The sequence below is a fragment of the Kaistella soli genome, assembly GCF_019038595.1.
GTDB lineage: Bacteria > Bacteroidota > Bacteroidia > Flavobacteriales > Weeksellaceae > Kaistella > Kaistella soli.
The window spans coordinates 134,400-149,794 of record NZ_JAHOPF010000001.1; the positions used below are offsets into that span (position 1 = coordinate 134,400).

General features: G+C 42.7%; 16 protein-coding genes. 10 read left to right on the top strand and 6 right to left on the bottom strand.

What is annotated here, in order from left to right; genetic code table 11:
* Window positions 1-16: 16 nt before the first annotated feature.
* Window positions 17-469, top strand: a complete 453-nt coding sequence (locus KSK37_RS00625; RefSeq protein ID WP_217198835.1) for a hemerythrin domain-containing protein — start codon at window positions 17-19, stop codon at window positions 467-469.
* 137 nt (window positions 470-606) lie between these two features.
* Here KSK37_RS00625 and KSK37_RS00630 read toward each other — a convergent pair whose 3' ends face one another.
* Window positions 607-1,281, bottom strand: coding sequence for a YceI family protein (locus KSK37_RS00630; RefSeq protein WP_088358433.1), 675 nt, complete (start codon window positions 1,279-1,281; stop codon window positions 607-609).
* Window positions 1,282-1,780: 499 nt separating this feature from the next.
* Here KSK37_RS00630 and uvrA point away from each other — a divergent pair, with 499 nt between their 5' ends.
* The 4 genes from uvrA (at window position 1,781) to KSK37_RS13995 (ending at window position 6,590) form a co-directional block, all read left to right on the top strand.
* A complete protein-coding gene (gene uvrA, locus KSK37_RS00635; RefSeq protein ID WP_217198836.1) occupies window positions 1,781-4,615 on the top strand; it encodes an excinuclease ABC subunit UvrA in 2,835 nt (944 codons plus the stop codon).
* 157 nt (window positions 4,616-4,772) lie between these two features.
* Window positions 4,773-5,285, top strand: a complete 513-nt coding sequence (locus tag KSK37_RS00640) for a DUF421 domain-containing protein (RefSeq protein ID WP_217198837.1) — start codon at window positions 4,773-4,775, stop codon at window positions 5,283-5,285.
* A 4-nt stretch (window positions 5,286-5,289) separates the two neighbouring features.
* A complete protein-coding gene (locus KSK37_RS00645) occupies window positions 5,290-5,787 on the top strand; it encodes a GNAT family N-acetyltransferase (protein ID WP_217198838.1) in 498 nt (165 codons plus the stop codon).
* Between the two features lie 122 nt (window positions 5,788-5,909).
* Window positions 5,910-6,590, top strand: coding sequence for a lipoprotein (locus KSK37_RS13995; RefSeq protein WP_246566127.1), 681 nt, complete (start codon window positions 5,910-5,912; stop codon window positions 6,588-6,590).
* A gap of 56 nt (window positions 6,591-6,646) precedes the next feature.
* On the opposite strand, the gene KSK37_RS00655 is transcribed toward KSK37_RS13995, so the two are convergent.
* The 3 genes from KSK37_RS00655 to KSK37_RS00665 all read right to left on the bottom strand — a co-directional run bounded on the left by KSK37_RS00655 (window position 6,647) and on the right by KSK37_RS00665 (window position 7,909).
* Complete coding sequence (locus tag KSK37_RS00655; protein ID WP_088358429.1) at window positions 6,647-6,895, bottom strand: DUF6952 family protein; 249 nt, start codon at window positions 6,893-6,895, stop codon at window positions 6,647-6,649.
* Window positions 6,895-7,203: a thioredoxin family protein gene (locus KSK37_RS00660; RefSeq protein WP_088358428.1), complete on the bottom strand. Its 309-nt coding sequence runs from the start codon at window positions 7,201-7,203 to the stop codon at window positions 6,895-6,897. Before KSK37_RS00660 ends, KSK37_RS00655 begins: the two co-directional genes overlap by 1 nt.
* A 67-nt stretch (window positions 7,204-7,270) precedes the next feature.
* Window positions 7,271-7,909 carry a peroxiredoxin gene (locus KSK37_RS00665; RefSeq protein ID WP_217198839.1) on the bottom strand — a complete coding sequence of 213 codons (639 nt, stop codon included), beginning with the start codon at window positions 7,907-7,909 and terminating at the stop codon, window positions 7,271-7,273.
* A gap of 249 nt (window positions 7,910-8,158) precedes the next feature.
* Here KSK37_RS00665 and KSK37_RS00670 point away from each other — a divergent pair, with 249 nt between their 5' ends.
* The 4 genes from KSK37_RS00670 to murA all read left to right on the top strand — a co-directional run bounded on the left by KSK37_RS00670 (window position 8,159) and on the right by murA (window position 11,156).
* The gene (locus tag KSK37_RS00670; protein ID WP_217198841.1) at window positions 8,159-8,638 is read left to right on the top strand and encodes a heme-binding domain-containing protein; all 480 of its coding nucleotides are present in this window, start codon (window positions 8,159-8,161) and stop codon (window positions 8,636-8,638) included.
* A gap of 6 nt (window positions 8,639-8,644) precedes the next feature.
* Window positions 8,645-9,058 (top strand): thiol-disulfide oxidoreductase DCC family protein, encoded by a 414-nt coding sequence (locus tag KSK37_RS00675; RefSeq protein ID WP_217198843.1) that lies wholly within the window; start codon window positions 8,645-8,647, stop codon window positions 9,056-9,058.
* A gap of 140 nt (window positions 9,059-9,198) precedes the next feature.
* A complete protein-coding gene (locus KSK37_RS00680) occupies window positions 9,199-9,846 on the top strand; it encodes a DUF4290 domain-containing protein (RefSeq protein WP_217198845.1) in 648 nt (215 codons plus the stop codon).
* A 2-nt stretch (window positions 9,847-9,848) separates the two neighbouring features.
* On the top strand, window positions 9,849-11,156 hold the full coding sequence (gene murA / locus KSK37_RS00685) for a UDP-N-acetylglucosamine 1-carboxyvinyltransferase (RefSeq protein ID WP_088358423.1): 1,308 nt from the start codon (window positions 9,849-9,851) through the stop codon (window positions 11,154-11,156).
* A 191-nt stretch (window positions 11,157-11,347) separates the two neighbouring features.
* Here murA and KSK37_RS00690 read toward each other — a convergent pair whose 3' ends face one another.
* Window positions 11,348-13,270: a DUF2207 domain-containing protein gene (locus tag KSK37_RS00690; RefSeq protein WP_217198847.1), complete on the bottom strand. Its 1,923-nt coding sequence runs from the start codon at window positions 13,268-13,270 to the stop codon at window positions 11,348-11,350.
* 2 nt (window positions 13,271-13,272) lie between these two features.
* Window positions 13,273-13,827 carry a LemA family protein gene (locus KSK37_RS00695; RefSeq protein WP_217198849.1) on the bottom strand — a complete coding sequence of 185 codons (555 nt, stop codon included), beginning with the start codon at window positions 13,825-13,827 and terminating at the stop codon, window positions 13,273-13,275.
* Window positions 13,828-14,048: 221 nt separating this feature from the next.
* On the opposite strand from KSK37_RS00695, the gene der reads away from it, so the two are divergent.
* Window positions 14,049-15,359: a ribosome biogenesis GTPase Der gene (gene der, locus KSK37_RS00700; protein WP_088358419.1), complete on the top strand. Its 1,311-nt coding sequence runs from the start codon at window positions 14,049-14,051 to the stop codon at window positions 15,357-15,359.
* Window positions 15,360-15,395 lie beyond the last annotated feature (36 nt).

A 15,395-nucleotide genomic window follows, 5' to 3' on the forward strand; every position in this document is an offset into this window, starting at 1 on the left:
TTTTTAATTAAATACCATGAAAAGAAACGGAAATTTAGTGCCGCTTTCCAGAGACCACCATTTCGGGCTGCTCTACTGCTGGAAAATCCGCGAAGGACTGAAAAAAAATGTTGAGTACTCCAGGATCCGGAAATACATCAATTATTTCTGGCACCACAGCCTCTCCGCCCATTTTGAAATAGAGGACATCGTTCTGCCCGAAACCGAACATACCGGTCTTCAGTTTCTGATGGAGCAGGAACATGCAGAACTCCGGAAACTGGTCAGTTCCATTAACCAGTCGGAAGACGGAAGGCTTCTGGAAGATTTTGCCAAAGCGCTTCACAGCCACATCCGTTTTGAAGAACGCGTCGTATTTCCCCATCTGGAAGCACACCTTTCCGAAGAGCAGATGACCGACATCGGCCTGCAACTCGCAGAAATCCACACCCCTGAAACTGAGAATTATCAGGATCAGTTCTGGAAGTGAGGAGGAGATTTCTTTATTCCCAGCGAAAAGGTTTGGGGATCTTCACCGATAAACCAGCGATATAAGTTGCTTGTACTCACACCCTCACAAAAAAAGCCGCAGAAAACTGCGGCTTTAATCGTATATCTCAGCAAGGATTATTTACCTGCAACAATGTGTAGTTCAAGGTCTACTTCCTGAGAGATCATCCAGTCTTTAGGGTCTCCTTCAGTACCGTAAGCCAATCCCCAATCCTGTCTGTTGATGGTGAATTTAGACTGCAGACTTGCTTTACCGTCAGTAATTTCCACTTTCGCCGGGAAAGTAACGTTTACGGTTTTGTCTTTGATCGTAAGGTTTCCGCTTACTGTTTTGTTCGCACCTTCTGTTTTGCTTTCAGTTCCGGCAGCAAGATCAGATACTTTGGTGATTTCGAATTTTACGCTTGGGTATTTTTCAGCATCGAAGAAATCTGCGCTTTTCAGGTGACCGTCAAGATCAGCTGAAGTTTTTCCTTCGCTTAATTTAGGATCTACAGAAGCAGGGTCAGTTACGAGTGAACTGATATCAGAAGTTAGGCTTCCTGCAGTCAGGTTTCCGTTTTCTACAGAAAGTGTTCCTGTCGTTTTCATGGTTCCGAATCTTGGATTAAGTCCGCCTTTGTGGTAACCGGTCCATTTCACAGCACTGCTGTCAGCATTTACGGTGAACGTTTCGCCGGTATTTTCAGCAACCGTCTGCTCTGTTGCAGTAGATGCGCTGTCTGTTTTAGATTCTTTACATGATACCGCAACTAGGATTGCGGAAAGTGCCAGGATTGATAGCTTTTTCATTTTTAAATATTATTTTGTTAAAATTTCTGTGCAAAAGTAAGCTCCTTTATCCTGGAAGAAATTGATGTATGATAAGAAATGCTGAAAAGGCGGGAAAATGAAAAATGGGAAAAGTACTCATGCTTTTTTCATTCCCTGTTTCCTCCGTGGTTAAAGACAGCCACTATAAAATTCCTCATTGCCTGCTCCGCTAAACCGCCGTACCCTTTGTGGTTAAATAATCTCCGTTCTTGATACCTTCTTATTTTCAACTTTTGTTAAGTTTAAAAAAAAGAAAATATTGAAACATTCTCACATTCCCTGTGTCCTCCGTTTGAACCGCTGTGCCATCTGTGGTTAAACACGTGAAACACCGTCCTGATCTCCTTTTCCTTTTACTTTAAAAACAGGATTTAAAATATGCCTTACCTTTCCGTTAAAGTTTCCCTCTCAGTTTCTTATGCCGCTAAAATTCCGTAATTTTGCCAATCCCGAAAATTCACATTCCGGGAGCATAAAAATGAAAGATCTTAAAGAATATATTGAAGTTTACGGTGCCAGGGAACACAACCTGAAGAATATTTCCGTGAAAATCCCCCGAAACGAACTCGTGGTGATTACCGGTTTATCAGGCAGCGGAAAATCTTCACTCGCTTTCGATACCATTTTTGCTGAAGGGCAGAGACGGTATATCGAAACCTTTTCAGCTTACGCAAGACAGTTCCTCGGCGGCCTGGAAAGACCTGATGTTGACAAGATCGACGGACTTTCCCCGGTAATCGCCATTGAACAGAAAACCACCAATAAAAACCCGCGTTCCACTGTAGGAACGGTTACCGAACTCTATGATTACCTGAGGCTGCTTTTTGCAAGGGTTTCCGATGCCTACTCTTTAAACTCCGGCAAAAAACTCGTGAGTTATACCGAAGAACAGATCATCGACGTCATCCGGGAAAACTATAAGGGCGAAAAAGTAATGCTGATGGCACCGGTGGTGAGATCCAGAAAAGGACATTACCACGAACTTTTCATCCAGATGTCAAAGAAAGGCTACGGCCAGGCAAGGATTGACGGTGAACTGCAGGATATTGAGGCAGACTTAAAACTCGACCGTTACAAAACCCACGATATCGATATCGTCATCGACCGCTGGATCATCGGGGAAAACGCCTCAGAAAACCGGATGGAGAAATCGCTGAAAACGGCCATGCAGATGGGAGAGGGAACCATCGGCATTCAGAAACTCGGAACCGAGGAGATTGAATATTTCTCCAAAAACCTCATGGATGCGGAAAGCGGATATTCGATGGCTTTGCCGGAACCGAATACCTTTTCCTTCAATTCCCCGAAAGGAAGCTGCCCTCACTGTAAAGGGCTCGGCACCATCAAAGAAGTCAACACCGATTATTTTGTCGAGAACCCCAAACTTTCCATCAATCAGGGCGCTTTGGTTCCTCTGAACGATATTAAATCCAATAAATGGATACTTGGACAGCTTAAAAATATTCTTGAAATCTTCGGACTTGGTCTGGCGACGCCGTTCAAAGATATTCCTGCCGAGGCACTGGATTATATCTACCACGGCTGCCATAAAGAATTCAATAAAGATCTGAAGTACGCAGGAATTACAAAGAAAATAAAGGTGAGTTTCGACGGTCTGGTTCCGCTGATCAATGAGATGATCGATGACAAGGACAGCTACGATGCGGTTTTGCTCGAAAGACATTTCACAACTGAAGAAGTTTGCCCCGAATGTAAAGGAACACGGCTTCAGCCATCCAGTCTGAGTTTCAAGATTGACGGTAAAAACATTGCGCAGATCAACGCGCTTTCTTTATCCGACCTTATGGACTGGCTGAATGACGTGGAAGATACTTTCAGCGAAAAACATCAGATTATCGCCCATGAAATTCTCAAAGAAATCAAAACAAGGCTTCAGTTTCTGCTCGATGTAGGGCTGGAATATCTGAGTCTGAGCCGCAGTTCACGTACCCTTTCCGGCGGTGAATCGCAGCGGATCCGTCTCGCAACACAGATCGGATCTCAGCTCGTGAATGTACTGTATATTCTGGATGAGCCGTCCATCGGACTCCACCAGAGGGACAACGAAAGATTGATTAATTCACTGAAACATCTCCGCGATATCGGAAATTCTGTTCTCGTGGTGGAACACGACAAAGACATGATTCTGGAAGCTGATGAGGTGCTGGATATCGGTCCGAGAGCAGGAAAATTTGGTGGTGAAATCCTCTGGCAGGGCAAACCTAAGGACTTATTGAAGGCCGACACCGTTACCGCCGATTATATGACCGGGAAACGGAAGATTGAGATCCCCGAAACCAGAAGACCCGGAAACGGAAAATCGATTGTACTGAAAGGCGCGTCCGGAAATAACCTTAAGAATGTAAATCTTGAGGTGCCGCTCGGGAAACTGGTCGTGGTGACCGGGATTTCAGGCAGCGGAAAATCTTCACTCATCAACGGAACATTATACCCGATTCTCAACAGACATTTCTACCGCAGCGTTCAGGAGCCTCTGCCTTACAAAAAGATTGAAGGTATTGAGCATATCGACAAAATCGTGGATGTGGATCAGGCGCCGATTGGAAGGACGCCGCGTTCCAATCCGGCAACATATACCGGAATGTTTACCGATATCAGAAATCTGTTCGCAGAACTTCCGGAATCGAAAATACGGGCATACAAAGCAGGAAGATTTTCGTTCAATGTCAAGGGCGGAAGATGCGAAACCTGTCAGGGCGGCGGTCTGAAGGTGATTGAAATGAATTTTCTGCCGGATGTGTATGTCCACTGTGAAACCTGCAACGGAAAACGCTTTAACCGCGAAACTCTGGAAGTACGGTACAAAGGAAAATCAATTTCCGATGTGCTGGAAATGACCATCGATGAAGCAACGGAGTTTTTCCAGCCGATCCCGAAAATCTTTGCAAAGGTGAAAACCTTACAGGATGTCGGGTTGGGATATATCACGCTGGGACAGCAGTCTACTACACTTTCGGGCGGGGAAGCACAGCGGATTAAGCTCGCCACCGAACTGGCCAAAAGACAGACAGGAAATACGCTGTATATTCTGGATGAACCTACAACAGGGCTGCATTTTGAGGATGTAAAAGTACTGATGGATGCTATCAGCAAACTGGTAGACCTTGGAAATTCATTCATCATCATTGAACATAATCTGGATGTCATCAAACTGGCGGATCACATCATTGATGTCGGAATGGAAGGCGGTAACAAAGGCGGTGAGATCATCGCGAAAGGAACGCCGGAAGAGGTTGCCAAATCAAGAAAATCATTAACCGCAAAATACTTAAAAAGAGAACTGGAAGCGTAATTTTCACTTTTTTCTTTTAATACATCACCCTGTCAGAATTTAAAATTCCGGCAGGTTTTTTATTCGGAATCAGACGGTAACCCAGAAAAATGTTTTGGCAGAATCTTTGAATAGCATGGGAAACCGGGTTTTTATTTATCTTTAATAAAATTTATCCGTGGAAGACCTTCTGAATATTGTGCTGCGCTCGCTCTGTGTTTACCTTTTCATGGTGGCCGGGATCCGTATTTTCGGGAAAAACCAGCTGTCGCAGCTTAATGCAGGTGACGTTGTGTTGCTGCTGCTTATATCCAATGCCGTGCAGAATGCAATGGTAGGGGAAAATACATCACTTGAAGGCGGTCTCATTGCAGCATCGGTGCTTTTTCTTGCTAATTTTTTACTGAAGAAACTGATGTTCAACAATCCGAAAGTGAAAAGCTTTCTGGAGTCAGATCCGGTCATTCTGATCCGGGACGGAAAATTGCTGAGAGAAAATTTAGTCAAGGCAGAAATTACCGTAGATGAACTGGAAGAGTCCATCCGCGAGCATGGGGTGGAAACAGTGGAAGAGGTGAAACTTTCAGTGATGGAGGTGGACGGCAACATCAGCGTGATTTCGGAAAATGAGACCGATAAACAGATCCATTATTCAAGAATCAAACGAAGAATTAAAAAGAAATACCATTAAAATAATGAACTACGAAATCCGTGATATGCTGCCCGGTGACGGCGCAAAAGTAATTGAGATTTTTGAACAGGGGATCGCAGGAGGTAACGCCACCTTCGATTCCGCTGCACCGAGCTGGGACGCGTGGGACAATAAGTTTTTCAAAATCTGCAGGCTTGTTCTGGAAGATGAGGATGAACATGTGGTGGGATGGGCGGCGCTGCAACCGGTCAGCAGCCGCGATTGCTTTAAAGGCGTGGCGGAAGTGAGCATTTATCTTGCTGATGAAATTCAGGGAAAGGGGTTGGGTTCGATGCTGCTTCAAAGATTAATTCTGTCCAGCGAAGAACACGGATTCTGGATGCTTCAGGCAGGGATATTTCCGGAAAACCAGCCAAGCATCATTATTCATGAGAAGTTCGGCTTCAGAAAAGTGGGCATCCGGGAGAAAATAGGAGAGATGAATGGACGGTGGCGCGATATCGTACTTCTGGAAAGACGCAGCAAGGTCACGGGAGTTTAATGACAAAGCCGAAAGACGCTTCGGAATGGGGTTTCCTGGTTTAAAGGCTGTAATTTTATACTTCATTTTCAAGTTTGGCATTAAGATTGAAACCTGTAAGTAAATCTTTAAAAAATTTAAAAATGAAGAATTTATTTAAAATAGCTGCAGCAGCAGGTTTAGCCTTTACACTGGCTTCGTGCGGTGCAGCAAATGATGTATACGGGAATAGTAATCCCAACAGTTACCCGGGAAACTATCCTACCAACAACGGTACGGTATACAGAACATCTGACGGTACAGTGTACAGACAAGGCGAAATTTACCGGGACAGAAACGGTAACGTATACCAGAACGGCCGCGTGATACAGACCGGTGACGTATACGGCCAGCCTGGTGTTATCACCAGAAACGGAAACTATCCTTCAAACAGCGGTACGGTATTCAGAACGCCAGAAGGTACAGTTTACAGAGAAGGTGAAGTATACCGGGACAGAAACGGTAATGTGTACCGAAACGGCCGGGTGATCAAGAGTGGTGACGTTTACGGCCAGCCGGGCGTTATTGCAAGAAACGGAAACGGGAATGTGTATTATCCTAACAGCGATGCCAAAAGGCTTCCTCCGGGACAGGCTAAAAAAATATATGGCGGAAAAGCCAAAGACTATGCACCCGGACAGATGAAAAAAAGAAACGGTAACTGGAACGATAACAGAGACGGTAACTGGAGAAATGACGATGACAGAAAGTATTCGAAATACGGTGATAAAAAAGACAAAAAGTACAAGAATAAAGAAGGGAAACGTCACGATAACGACGATTAACAATAAAAGAAAGGCGGGAAAATTTTTCCCGCCTTTCTTTTGTATATGTTTCTGGTTTATTTATCGATCGATCCCAAAACTTTCTGGGCAAAACCGTTCAGCGCGTCTCTTTCGCTCATTCCGTTTTTCACATTGCTGTGTACTTCCAGAGCTCCGCAAATATTCGTAATCAATTCCCCCGCAACGTTCAGATCCTCTTCGGTGGTTCCTCTGAATTCTGAAAAAGCTTCCAGAACCTCCAGTGCCGTCTCCAGGTTTTCCGGAGTCTGGGTCTGATAAAACTGTCTGATGATAGGTAATTTCATTATTTTAATTCGTTAAAAAGATTAATAAGACTTTCTGCCTGATTGGTCTGAACCTGGTTTAAAAGTTCACCGTTTTTAAAAACCGCAAAGGTAGGTAGGTTGTCTACTTTTGCCAGTTTTCGGCTTTCAGGAAGTTTCTCTGCATCCACATAATAGAAAGGAATTTCTTCATTTTCTGCCGCCAGTTTTTTAAACTTCGGCTTCATGATTCTGCAGTTTCCACACCATGTTGCACCGTACTGTACAACTACTTTTTCATTGTCCGCAACAATCTGCTGCAAAGCATCTTCTGTTAATTCTGTGTACATTTTATTTAATTTTAATGATGAGGTATTAACGTAATGCAATATGATTTACAGCATTACATTTCTATTGTTATTTGCTCTGATTGGCCAGATATTCTGCCGTTGAAGTTCTGTTGGCCTGCATGGCCTCTTTTCCTTCTTCCCAGTTTGCAGGGCATACTTCGCCGTGTTTCTGTACGTGGGTGTAAGCATCAATCAGTCTTAAAAATTCTTTAACGTTTCTTCCCAAAGGCATATCGTTTACTGCTTCGTGGAAGATTTTCCCCGTTTCATCAATCAGATAAGTCGCTCTGTAAGTTACGTTAGAGCCGGTGTAGAATTCATTTCCTTCTTCATCAAATTCGAAATCCTGATCTACAATTCCTAAAATATTCGCAAGCTGTCTGTGGGTATCGGCAAGGATGGGGTAAGTAACGCCTTCAATTCCGCCATTTTCTTTTGGAGTGTTCAACCATGCAAAATGCACTTCGTTGGTATCGCAGGATGCCCCGATTACTTTCGTGTTTCTTTTTTCGAATTCACCTAAAGCTTCCTGAAAAGCATGAAGTTCTGTCGGACATACAAAAGTAAAATCTTTCGGGTACCAGAATAACAACACTTTCTGTTGGTTTTTGGTTGTTTCTTCAAAAATGTTGATTTTTAAATCATCGCCCATTTCGCTCATAGCGTCGATTGCGATATTCGGGAATTTTTTTCCTACTAATGACATATTAATTGTTTTTAAAAGTTATGCTGCAAAAGTACAATGTTTTTATCAATTGAAAAAGCGCTTCCGATTTATAGTATCTATCGAAGAGAAAGTTTTTAATATAAAACGTCAGTCAGGACGGAGACGCGAAAATTAATAATTGCTTGCATAAATTAACTTGTGTATCACGTGTTTTTATAAGGTAGAATTCATTATTTGCCATGATATTTAAAATAAAACTGTAAATTCACGTTGTTAAATTTATAAACTATGAAAAAAGTTCTCGTTATTCTTTTGGTGGCTTTTATACTGATTCAGTTTTTTCCGATTGATAAGAACAATCCTGCCCCCACTCCGCAGATGGACTTTCTTACGATCAAAAAAACACCGGAAACTACCGCTGCATTAATCCGTAACAGCTGCTACGACTGTCACAGCAACGAAACCAAATATCCGTGGTATACCAATGTTCAGCCTTTCGCCTGGTTCCTCAAAAGCCATATAGATGAAGGCAGGAAAAAACTCAACTTCTCCACTTTTGCGACCTACGAACCTAAACGTCAGGCTCATAAACTGGCGGAAACGGTGGAAATGATTGAAAAAGGAGAGATGCCTCTGGATTCTTATGTGTTGATCCATTCTGAAGCAAAATTAACCGCGCCTCAGCAGCAGGAACTTATCCAGTATTTCAAACGGGTTGAAAGCGACATCCGCACTGCCAATAATTTACCCGCTGAAGAAAAAAAATAAGCGTTAATGATTGATTCCTCCAAATATTATGTTTTTTATGACGGCGAATGCGGCTTCTGCAGTTACTGGATCCGCTGGATTCTTAAAAACGACCGTAAAGATCAGTTTCTTTTTTCTTCGCTTCAGTCGGAATTCGGGCAAAAATTTTTGAATGACAGAGGTTTGGAAAATAAACAGTTCAGCACCCTTTTTCTTTGGAGACCCAACTCCTTTTATTTGACGAAATCTCAGGCTGTTTTGAAGATCGCTAGAATTTTGGGAGGAAAATACGCGCTCCTTGGCAATTTGAATTTTTTCCCCGGTTTTATTTCAGATTCGGTCTATAATATCATATCGGAAAACCGGCTGAAACTGGCTTCTCAGCAATGTCTGGTTCCAACTGAATCCGAAAGGAAAAAGTTTGTCGAAAGCGTGGAATAGAATGTTTACCTGAAAAACAATCTCCATAAGAAATTACACGGAGAACGCTTCGTGCAGGGGCAGGGGCGGAGAACGCGAACGCCCAAAATAAATCTGTTCCGCCAACTTTATACAGCAAACTAATTCTTATATTTGCACCTATGGAATATAATACCAAAAGGACACAACTGCATATGCCCGAATACGGCAGAATCATACAGAATCTTGTTGAGCGCTGCAAAGAACTTTCCACTAAGGAAGAACGGAGCGAAATGGCGGTGGCAATTGTAGATTTCATGGGCCAGAGAAATCCCCAGCTTCGTGATGAAGAAAACTATAAGCACAAACTTTGGGACCATCTTTTCATCCTTTCCAACTATGATTTGGATGTAGATGCGCCGTATCCTTTTCCAACGATAGAAGAACTTCAGGAAAAACCCAAAAGAATGGAGTATCCCAAACTTCAGGGAGATTTCAAATTTTATGGGAAAAGCATCCTTCAGCTGATCGATAAAGCTATTGAGCTGGAAGCCGGCGACGAAAAAGACGCACTCATCCAGGTGATTGCCAACAATATGAAAAAATCCTACAATGTGTATAACAAAGAACATGTGCAGGATGAAGTGATTTTCCGTCATTTAAAGGATCTTTCCGAAAACAGACTCGATCTGACCGGAATTGATTCTCTGGAGAAAAGCAAAATTTATTACGCAACCAACAGGAATAATAAAACCGGCGGAAAAAGCAGTACCAACCAAAATAACCAAAACAAAAGAAGAAATTTTCAACACAATAAAAACCGGAAATAAGCATGAGCGGATCATTTAAGATAAAAGGAGGGAAAAGGTTACACGGGGAAATTACTCCGCAGGGGGCAAAAAATGAGGCGCTGCAGATCTTATGTGCGGTTTTGCTGACTGATGAAGAGGTAAGAGTGAAGAATATTCCCGATATCCATGATGTGAACAGGCTTATTGAAATACTGGGCGACTTCGGGGTAAAAATTAAAAAAAACGGACACGGCGATTTTACTTTCAAATCAGATGCGGTAAACTTCGATTATATCAAATCCAGCGAATTTAAAAAGGACGGATCCAAACTTCGCGGTTCCATTATGCTTTTAGGGCCGATGCTGGCCAGATTCGGGGAAGCGTACATGCCGACGCCGGGCGGTGATAAAATTGGAAGAAGACGCCTGGATACGCACTTCCAGGGATTCGTGGAATTGGGTGCCGAGTTTCATTATGACGAAAAAGAATATCTTTATTCCTTAAAGGCCAAAGAACTCCGCGGCAAGTTTATTCTTCTTGAAGAAGCTTCCGTTACAGGTACTGCAAATATCATCATGGCAGCGGTTTTGGCCAAAGGTAAAACAAGAATTTACAATGCTGCCTGCGAGCCTTATCTTCAGCAGCTCTGCAAAATGCTCAGCAGAATGGGCGCCAATATTTCCGGGATCGGTTCCAATTTATTGACCATCGAAGGAGTAAGTCATCTTCGTGGAACGGAGCACACCATGCTTCCTGATATGGTGGAAATCGGTTCATGGATTGGTCTTGCGGCCATGACAAAATCTGAAATTACTATCAAAAACGTCAACTGGAACGAGCTTGGCGTGATTCCCAATACTTTCAGAAAGCTGGGTATCGATTTGGAACAGCGCGGCGACGATATTTACATTCCCGCACAGGAAAATTATAAAATACAGAAATTTATTGACGGTTCCATTTTAACGGTTTCCGACGCACCTTGGCCGGGCTTCACTCCGGATTTGCTTTCCATCATTCTGGTGGTGGCTACGCAGGCAAAAGGTACGGTTCTCGTTCATCAGAAAATGTTTGAGTCGAGATTATTCTTCGTCGATAAATTGATTGATATGGGCGCGCAGATCATCCTGTGTGATCCGCACAGAGCTACCGTTGTCGGTTTAAATCACGAATCTCCGTTGCGCGGAACAACCATGATTTCCCCGGATATCAGAGCCGGAAACGCGCTGCTGATTGCCGCACTTTCTGCAGAGGGAAATTCAACCATCCATAATATCGAGCAGATCGACCGCGGATACGAAAATATCGACGGAAGACTCAGAGCTTTGGGTGCAGATATCGAAAGAATTTAATGGGAAAAGAATCTTAACATTAAAAAATATAAAAGCCATTTCAGCATTTGAAATGGCTTTTTTTAGGAGCTTGAAGGAGATTATTTCTGTTTGAAACCGGTCCCGCTTTCCACTGTATCTTTTTATTTTTCAGTAAAAAATAAAAAGGATGCCGCTACAATCGGGGCTAAGATGAAGGATCGTTCTTTTGGTTACCAGCCGCCGCCTCCGCCACCGCCACCGCCGCCGCCGGAAAATCCGCCGCCGCCGCTTCCGCTCCCCGAACTTGAAGGCTGAGTGGAAGAACTCGCAATCGACTGGGACAGTGAAGCGTTGAGGCTGTTGGCAAAATTCATGTGCATCATCGAGTTACCGACATACCAACTGGAAACATACTGTTGGTTTTCCATGGCAGAATTTTTAAGCATGCTCTGGAATTTTTCACCCCAAATTTTATCAACCCCCAAAACCATCGCATACGGAAGCATTTTTTCAAAAACTTCAGGAGTCATTTTCGGAGGATTGTGAAACTGAAGGGTTTTTTCTTCGGCGGTTCCGAGATACATTTTGAAGCCGCTGATGAGTGACTTGGTTTCAAGTTTCTCAGGTGTCGGCTGTTTGATGAGGTACTGAAAAAGAACAAAACCGATGAAGCTGAAAATCAGAAAGCCATAGCTCGCATAAAATCCGAGATTTAAAATCCTGTCACTATCGGCAGAAACTGCTGCAGCAAATATTAAAATAAGTCCGCCCGAAATGATTCCGAAAAGAATTTTCACGGCGTTATATCTTTCAAAAAGTAGGGAAAAGAGAACGGTCAGCACAAATATAACTATGCCGATAAAAATTCCTGCCCCCAAGTGATTATCGCTGTAGGTTATTCTGTAACTCAGAAAAAGACCGGTTACATAAAGGCCAATGACAGTGATAAGGGGTAAAATAAGTTTACCCGAATTGTTTCCCTTTTTCAAAAATCTGTCATGCTGATAACTCAGGTTGGCTTTGAAATCCGTCACGGCACTTCCTATTTTGGAGCTGTAATTTCCGTCAAAAGAAATGGTTAGATCTTCTCCGGGAAACAGCTTGTTCATTAAATTGATTTCCTCTAATGGTAAGGTTTGATCGGGATTTTTAAGTTTTTCAAGCGTATATTCTTTACCGCCGAAAATTCCTAAAATTCTTTTATCTTCTTCAATGATTTTAATAAAACCTTTGACTGCCAGATCCACGATCGCTGCTGTGATCATTTGACCGGAATAGTATTCTTTTTCCAGATAGCCCAAAGAAGCAGGGGAAAGATTCTGCGGAGCCGAGAACTGAGGATAGATAACCGGTTTCTGCGGATCGATCCCGAATTTTCTCCAGTTGATGAAGAAGTAGCCCAGCAAACCTAAGGCGGCGAGAATCATCAGTGCTGTCGTTCCGTATTTTTCTAAAAATCCCGGCGGAGGCGGCGGCGTGAAAATCCCTTTTTTAAAGCCGACGGCAATGGTGAGACCTTCGTTCTGCTGAAGTTTCTCCGCGGACCATACAATTGAATTTGATGAAAGTTCTCTGCCTGTACAGTTCGAAGTATTGCTGCCGTAACTTCCGGTGTAACACGATTTCTGTATGATTTCGGCATTTTCAGGTAAAGTGACCTTAGCATGGATTTCATCTACAGGAAAATCCCACAAAGTTCCGTTCACGTTCCAGTAAAATTCATCATAAGTATCAAAGAAACCGATCTGATCTGAAGTTTTGTAAGTCAGTTCGTATTCGTAAACACCGCTCGCGAGCATGTGGTTTTTGTTTCCAAAATAAATGACGAAATCAGAATCTGTTTTTTCAGTGTGATAGTCTTCTTTGGCGCCGTCTCTCTGAACGGAAATAATGTCGTATTTAATTCTGGTTTTCCTGCCGTTGACGTTCCGCCATAAAGGAAGCGAGCGGAAAATTCCTCTGCGGATCTTAATGCCTTCTGCAAAAATTCTGATCTTTTCTGTTACTGTTACATTGGCATCTTTGATGATGCTGATGTCTGCATCGAATTTCAGAATATGCTCGTAATTTTGCTCACGTATAGAGTCAGCATTCAGATCCTGAGCAGACCCGAAACTGAAAACGAACAGGAAAATAAAGAAAAAACGTTTCATATTTAAAACTTAACAGACGGCACAGCGCGTTCTGCAGCATTCTCGAGTTCAAAGAAAGCAGATTTTGCAAAGCTGAATATGTTCGCGATGATATTGCTTGGGAAAGTATCCACCAGAATATTGTTTTCCCGGACGGTCCCGTTATAATACCTCCTGGATTTTTCGATATCGCCTTCCAGAGCAGAAAGTTCACCCTGCAGCTGAAGGAAATTGGTATTCGCTTTCAGATCCGGATACTGTTCTGCAACTGCATTTAAATTCATCATGGCCTGATTCAGGTTTTTTTCTGCGGCTTCCTTTTCCTGTATGGTATTTGCGCTCATCGCTGCGGCTCGCGCGCGGGTCACACTGTCGAAGGTTTCTCTTTCGTGAGTGGCATAACCTTTTACGGTTTCTACCAGATTAGGGATTAGATCGTGGCGTTTTTTCAGCATGACATCGATGCTGCTCCATGCTTCCTGCACCATGGTTCTCAGTTTTACAAGGCGGTTGTAGATGGAAATTCCGTAAAGAAAAAACAGAACGGTTGCGGCAAGAATAATTAAAATAACTGTCATGATATTGAAGTTTTTATGGATTTATTATTGATTTTATATCGAAGTCTATACTGCATGAGTACAGAAAAGTCTCTGAAAGTTACACCATTAGCAGTTAAAAAACGGCAAAAAAAGCTATCTTTGCAAAAATTTTTGGGCTCGAAAAGTTCGAGTAACCCATTCTTAACCGTTTCCATCATGCTTCAGGAAAATCTGATCTGTTGGAAAAGAAACAAATTTTTATGTCGAATATTGTCGCTATCGTTGGGCGCCCCAACGTAGGAAAATCCACACTTTTTAACCGTTTTCTCGAAAGAAGAGAAGCTATCGTAGATTCCACAGCCGGAGTAACCAGAGACCGTCATTACGGAAAATCTGACTGGAACGGAGTAGAGTTCACCGTGATCGATACCGGTGGTTATGAAGTAAATACAGAAGATATCTTCCAGGAAGAAATCACCAAACAGGTTCAGCTGGCGGTAGATGAAGCCACTTCCATTATTTTCATGCTGAATGTGGAAGAAGGGCTTACGGATACCGATCAGGAGATTTTCGAGATGCTTCGCCGCTCCAACAAACCGGTTTATGTAACCATTAATAAAGTGGATTCTGCAAAAGAAGAACTTGACGCTACAGAATTCTATCAGCTGGGAATCGAAAAATATTATACTTTATCTTCTGCAACCGGTTCCGGAACCGGAGAACTGCTCGATGATATCGTAAATGAATTTCCAACAACCGACTATAAAGATCCGTTTGAAGGATTGCCAAAAATCACCATCGCAGGAAGACCGAATGTGGGGAAATCAACCCTTACCAACGCTTTGCTGGATGTTGAAAGGAATATCGTAACCGACATCGCGGGAACAACCAGAGATTCGATTGAAACGTTATACAACAAGTTCGGACACGAATTTGTGTTGGTTGATACTGCCGGAATGCGCCGTAAAGCCAAAGTAAAAGAAGATCTGGAGTTTTATTCCGTGATGAGATCCATCCGTTCCATCGAGTATTCCGATGTTGTAATTATCATGGTGGATGCGACTTTAGGCTGGGAATCCCAGGATATGAATATTTTCGGACTCGCTCAGAAAAACAGAAAAGGAATCGTCATTGTCGTGAACAAATGGGATTTGGTAGAAGATAAAAAAACCAATACCGCACTCGATTTTGAAAATCAGATCAAAGAAAGAATCGGGCAGTTCACTGATATTCCGATCTTATTTGTTTCTGCGTTGACCAAACAGAGAATTCTGAAGGCCGTAGAAGTAGCGATGGAAGTATACGAAAACCGTGCGAAAAAAATTAAAACTTCAAAACTGAATGAAGTAATGCTGCCGATTTTCGAACATACGCCGCCGCCTGCAATCAAAGGAAAATATGTAAAAATCAAATATTGTGTACAGCTACCGACTCCAAGTCCGCAGTTCGTATTTTTCTGTAACCTGCCGCAGTACGTGAAAGAATCGTACAAAAGATTTACAGAAAATCAGCTGAGAAAACAGTTCGGTTTCACCGGTGTCCCAATTGAAATATATTTCCGTCAGAAATAATTTTTTTTAGGAGCTGCAAAATATCAGCTTCTCAGA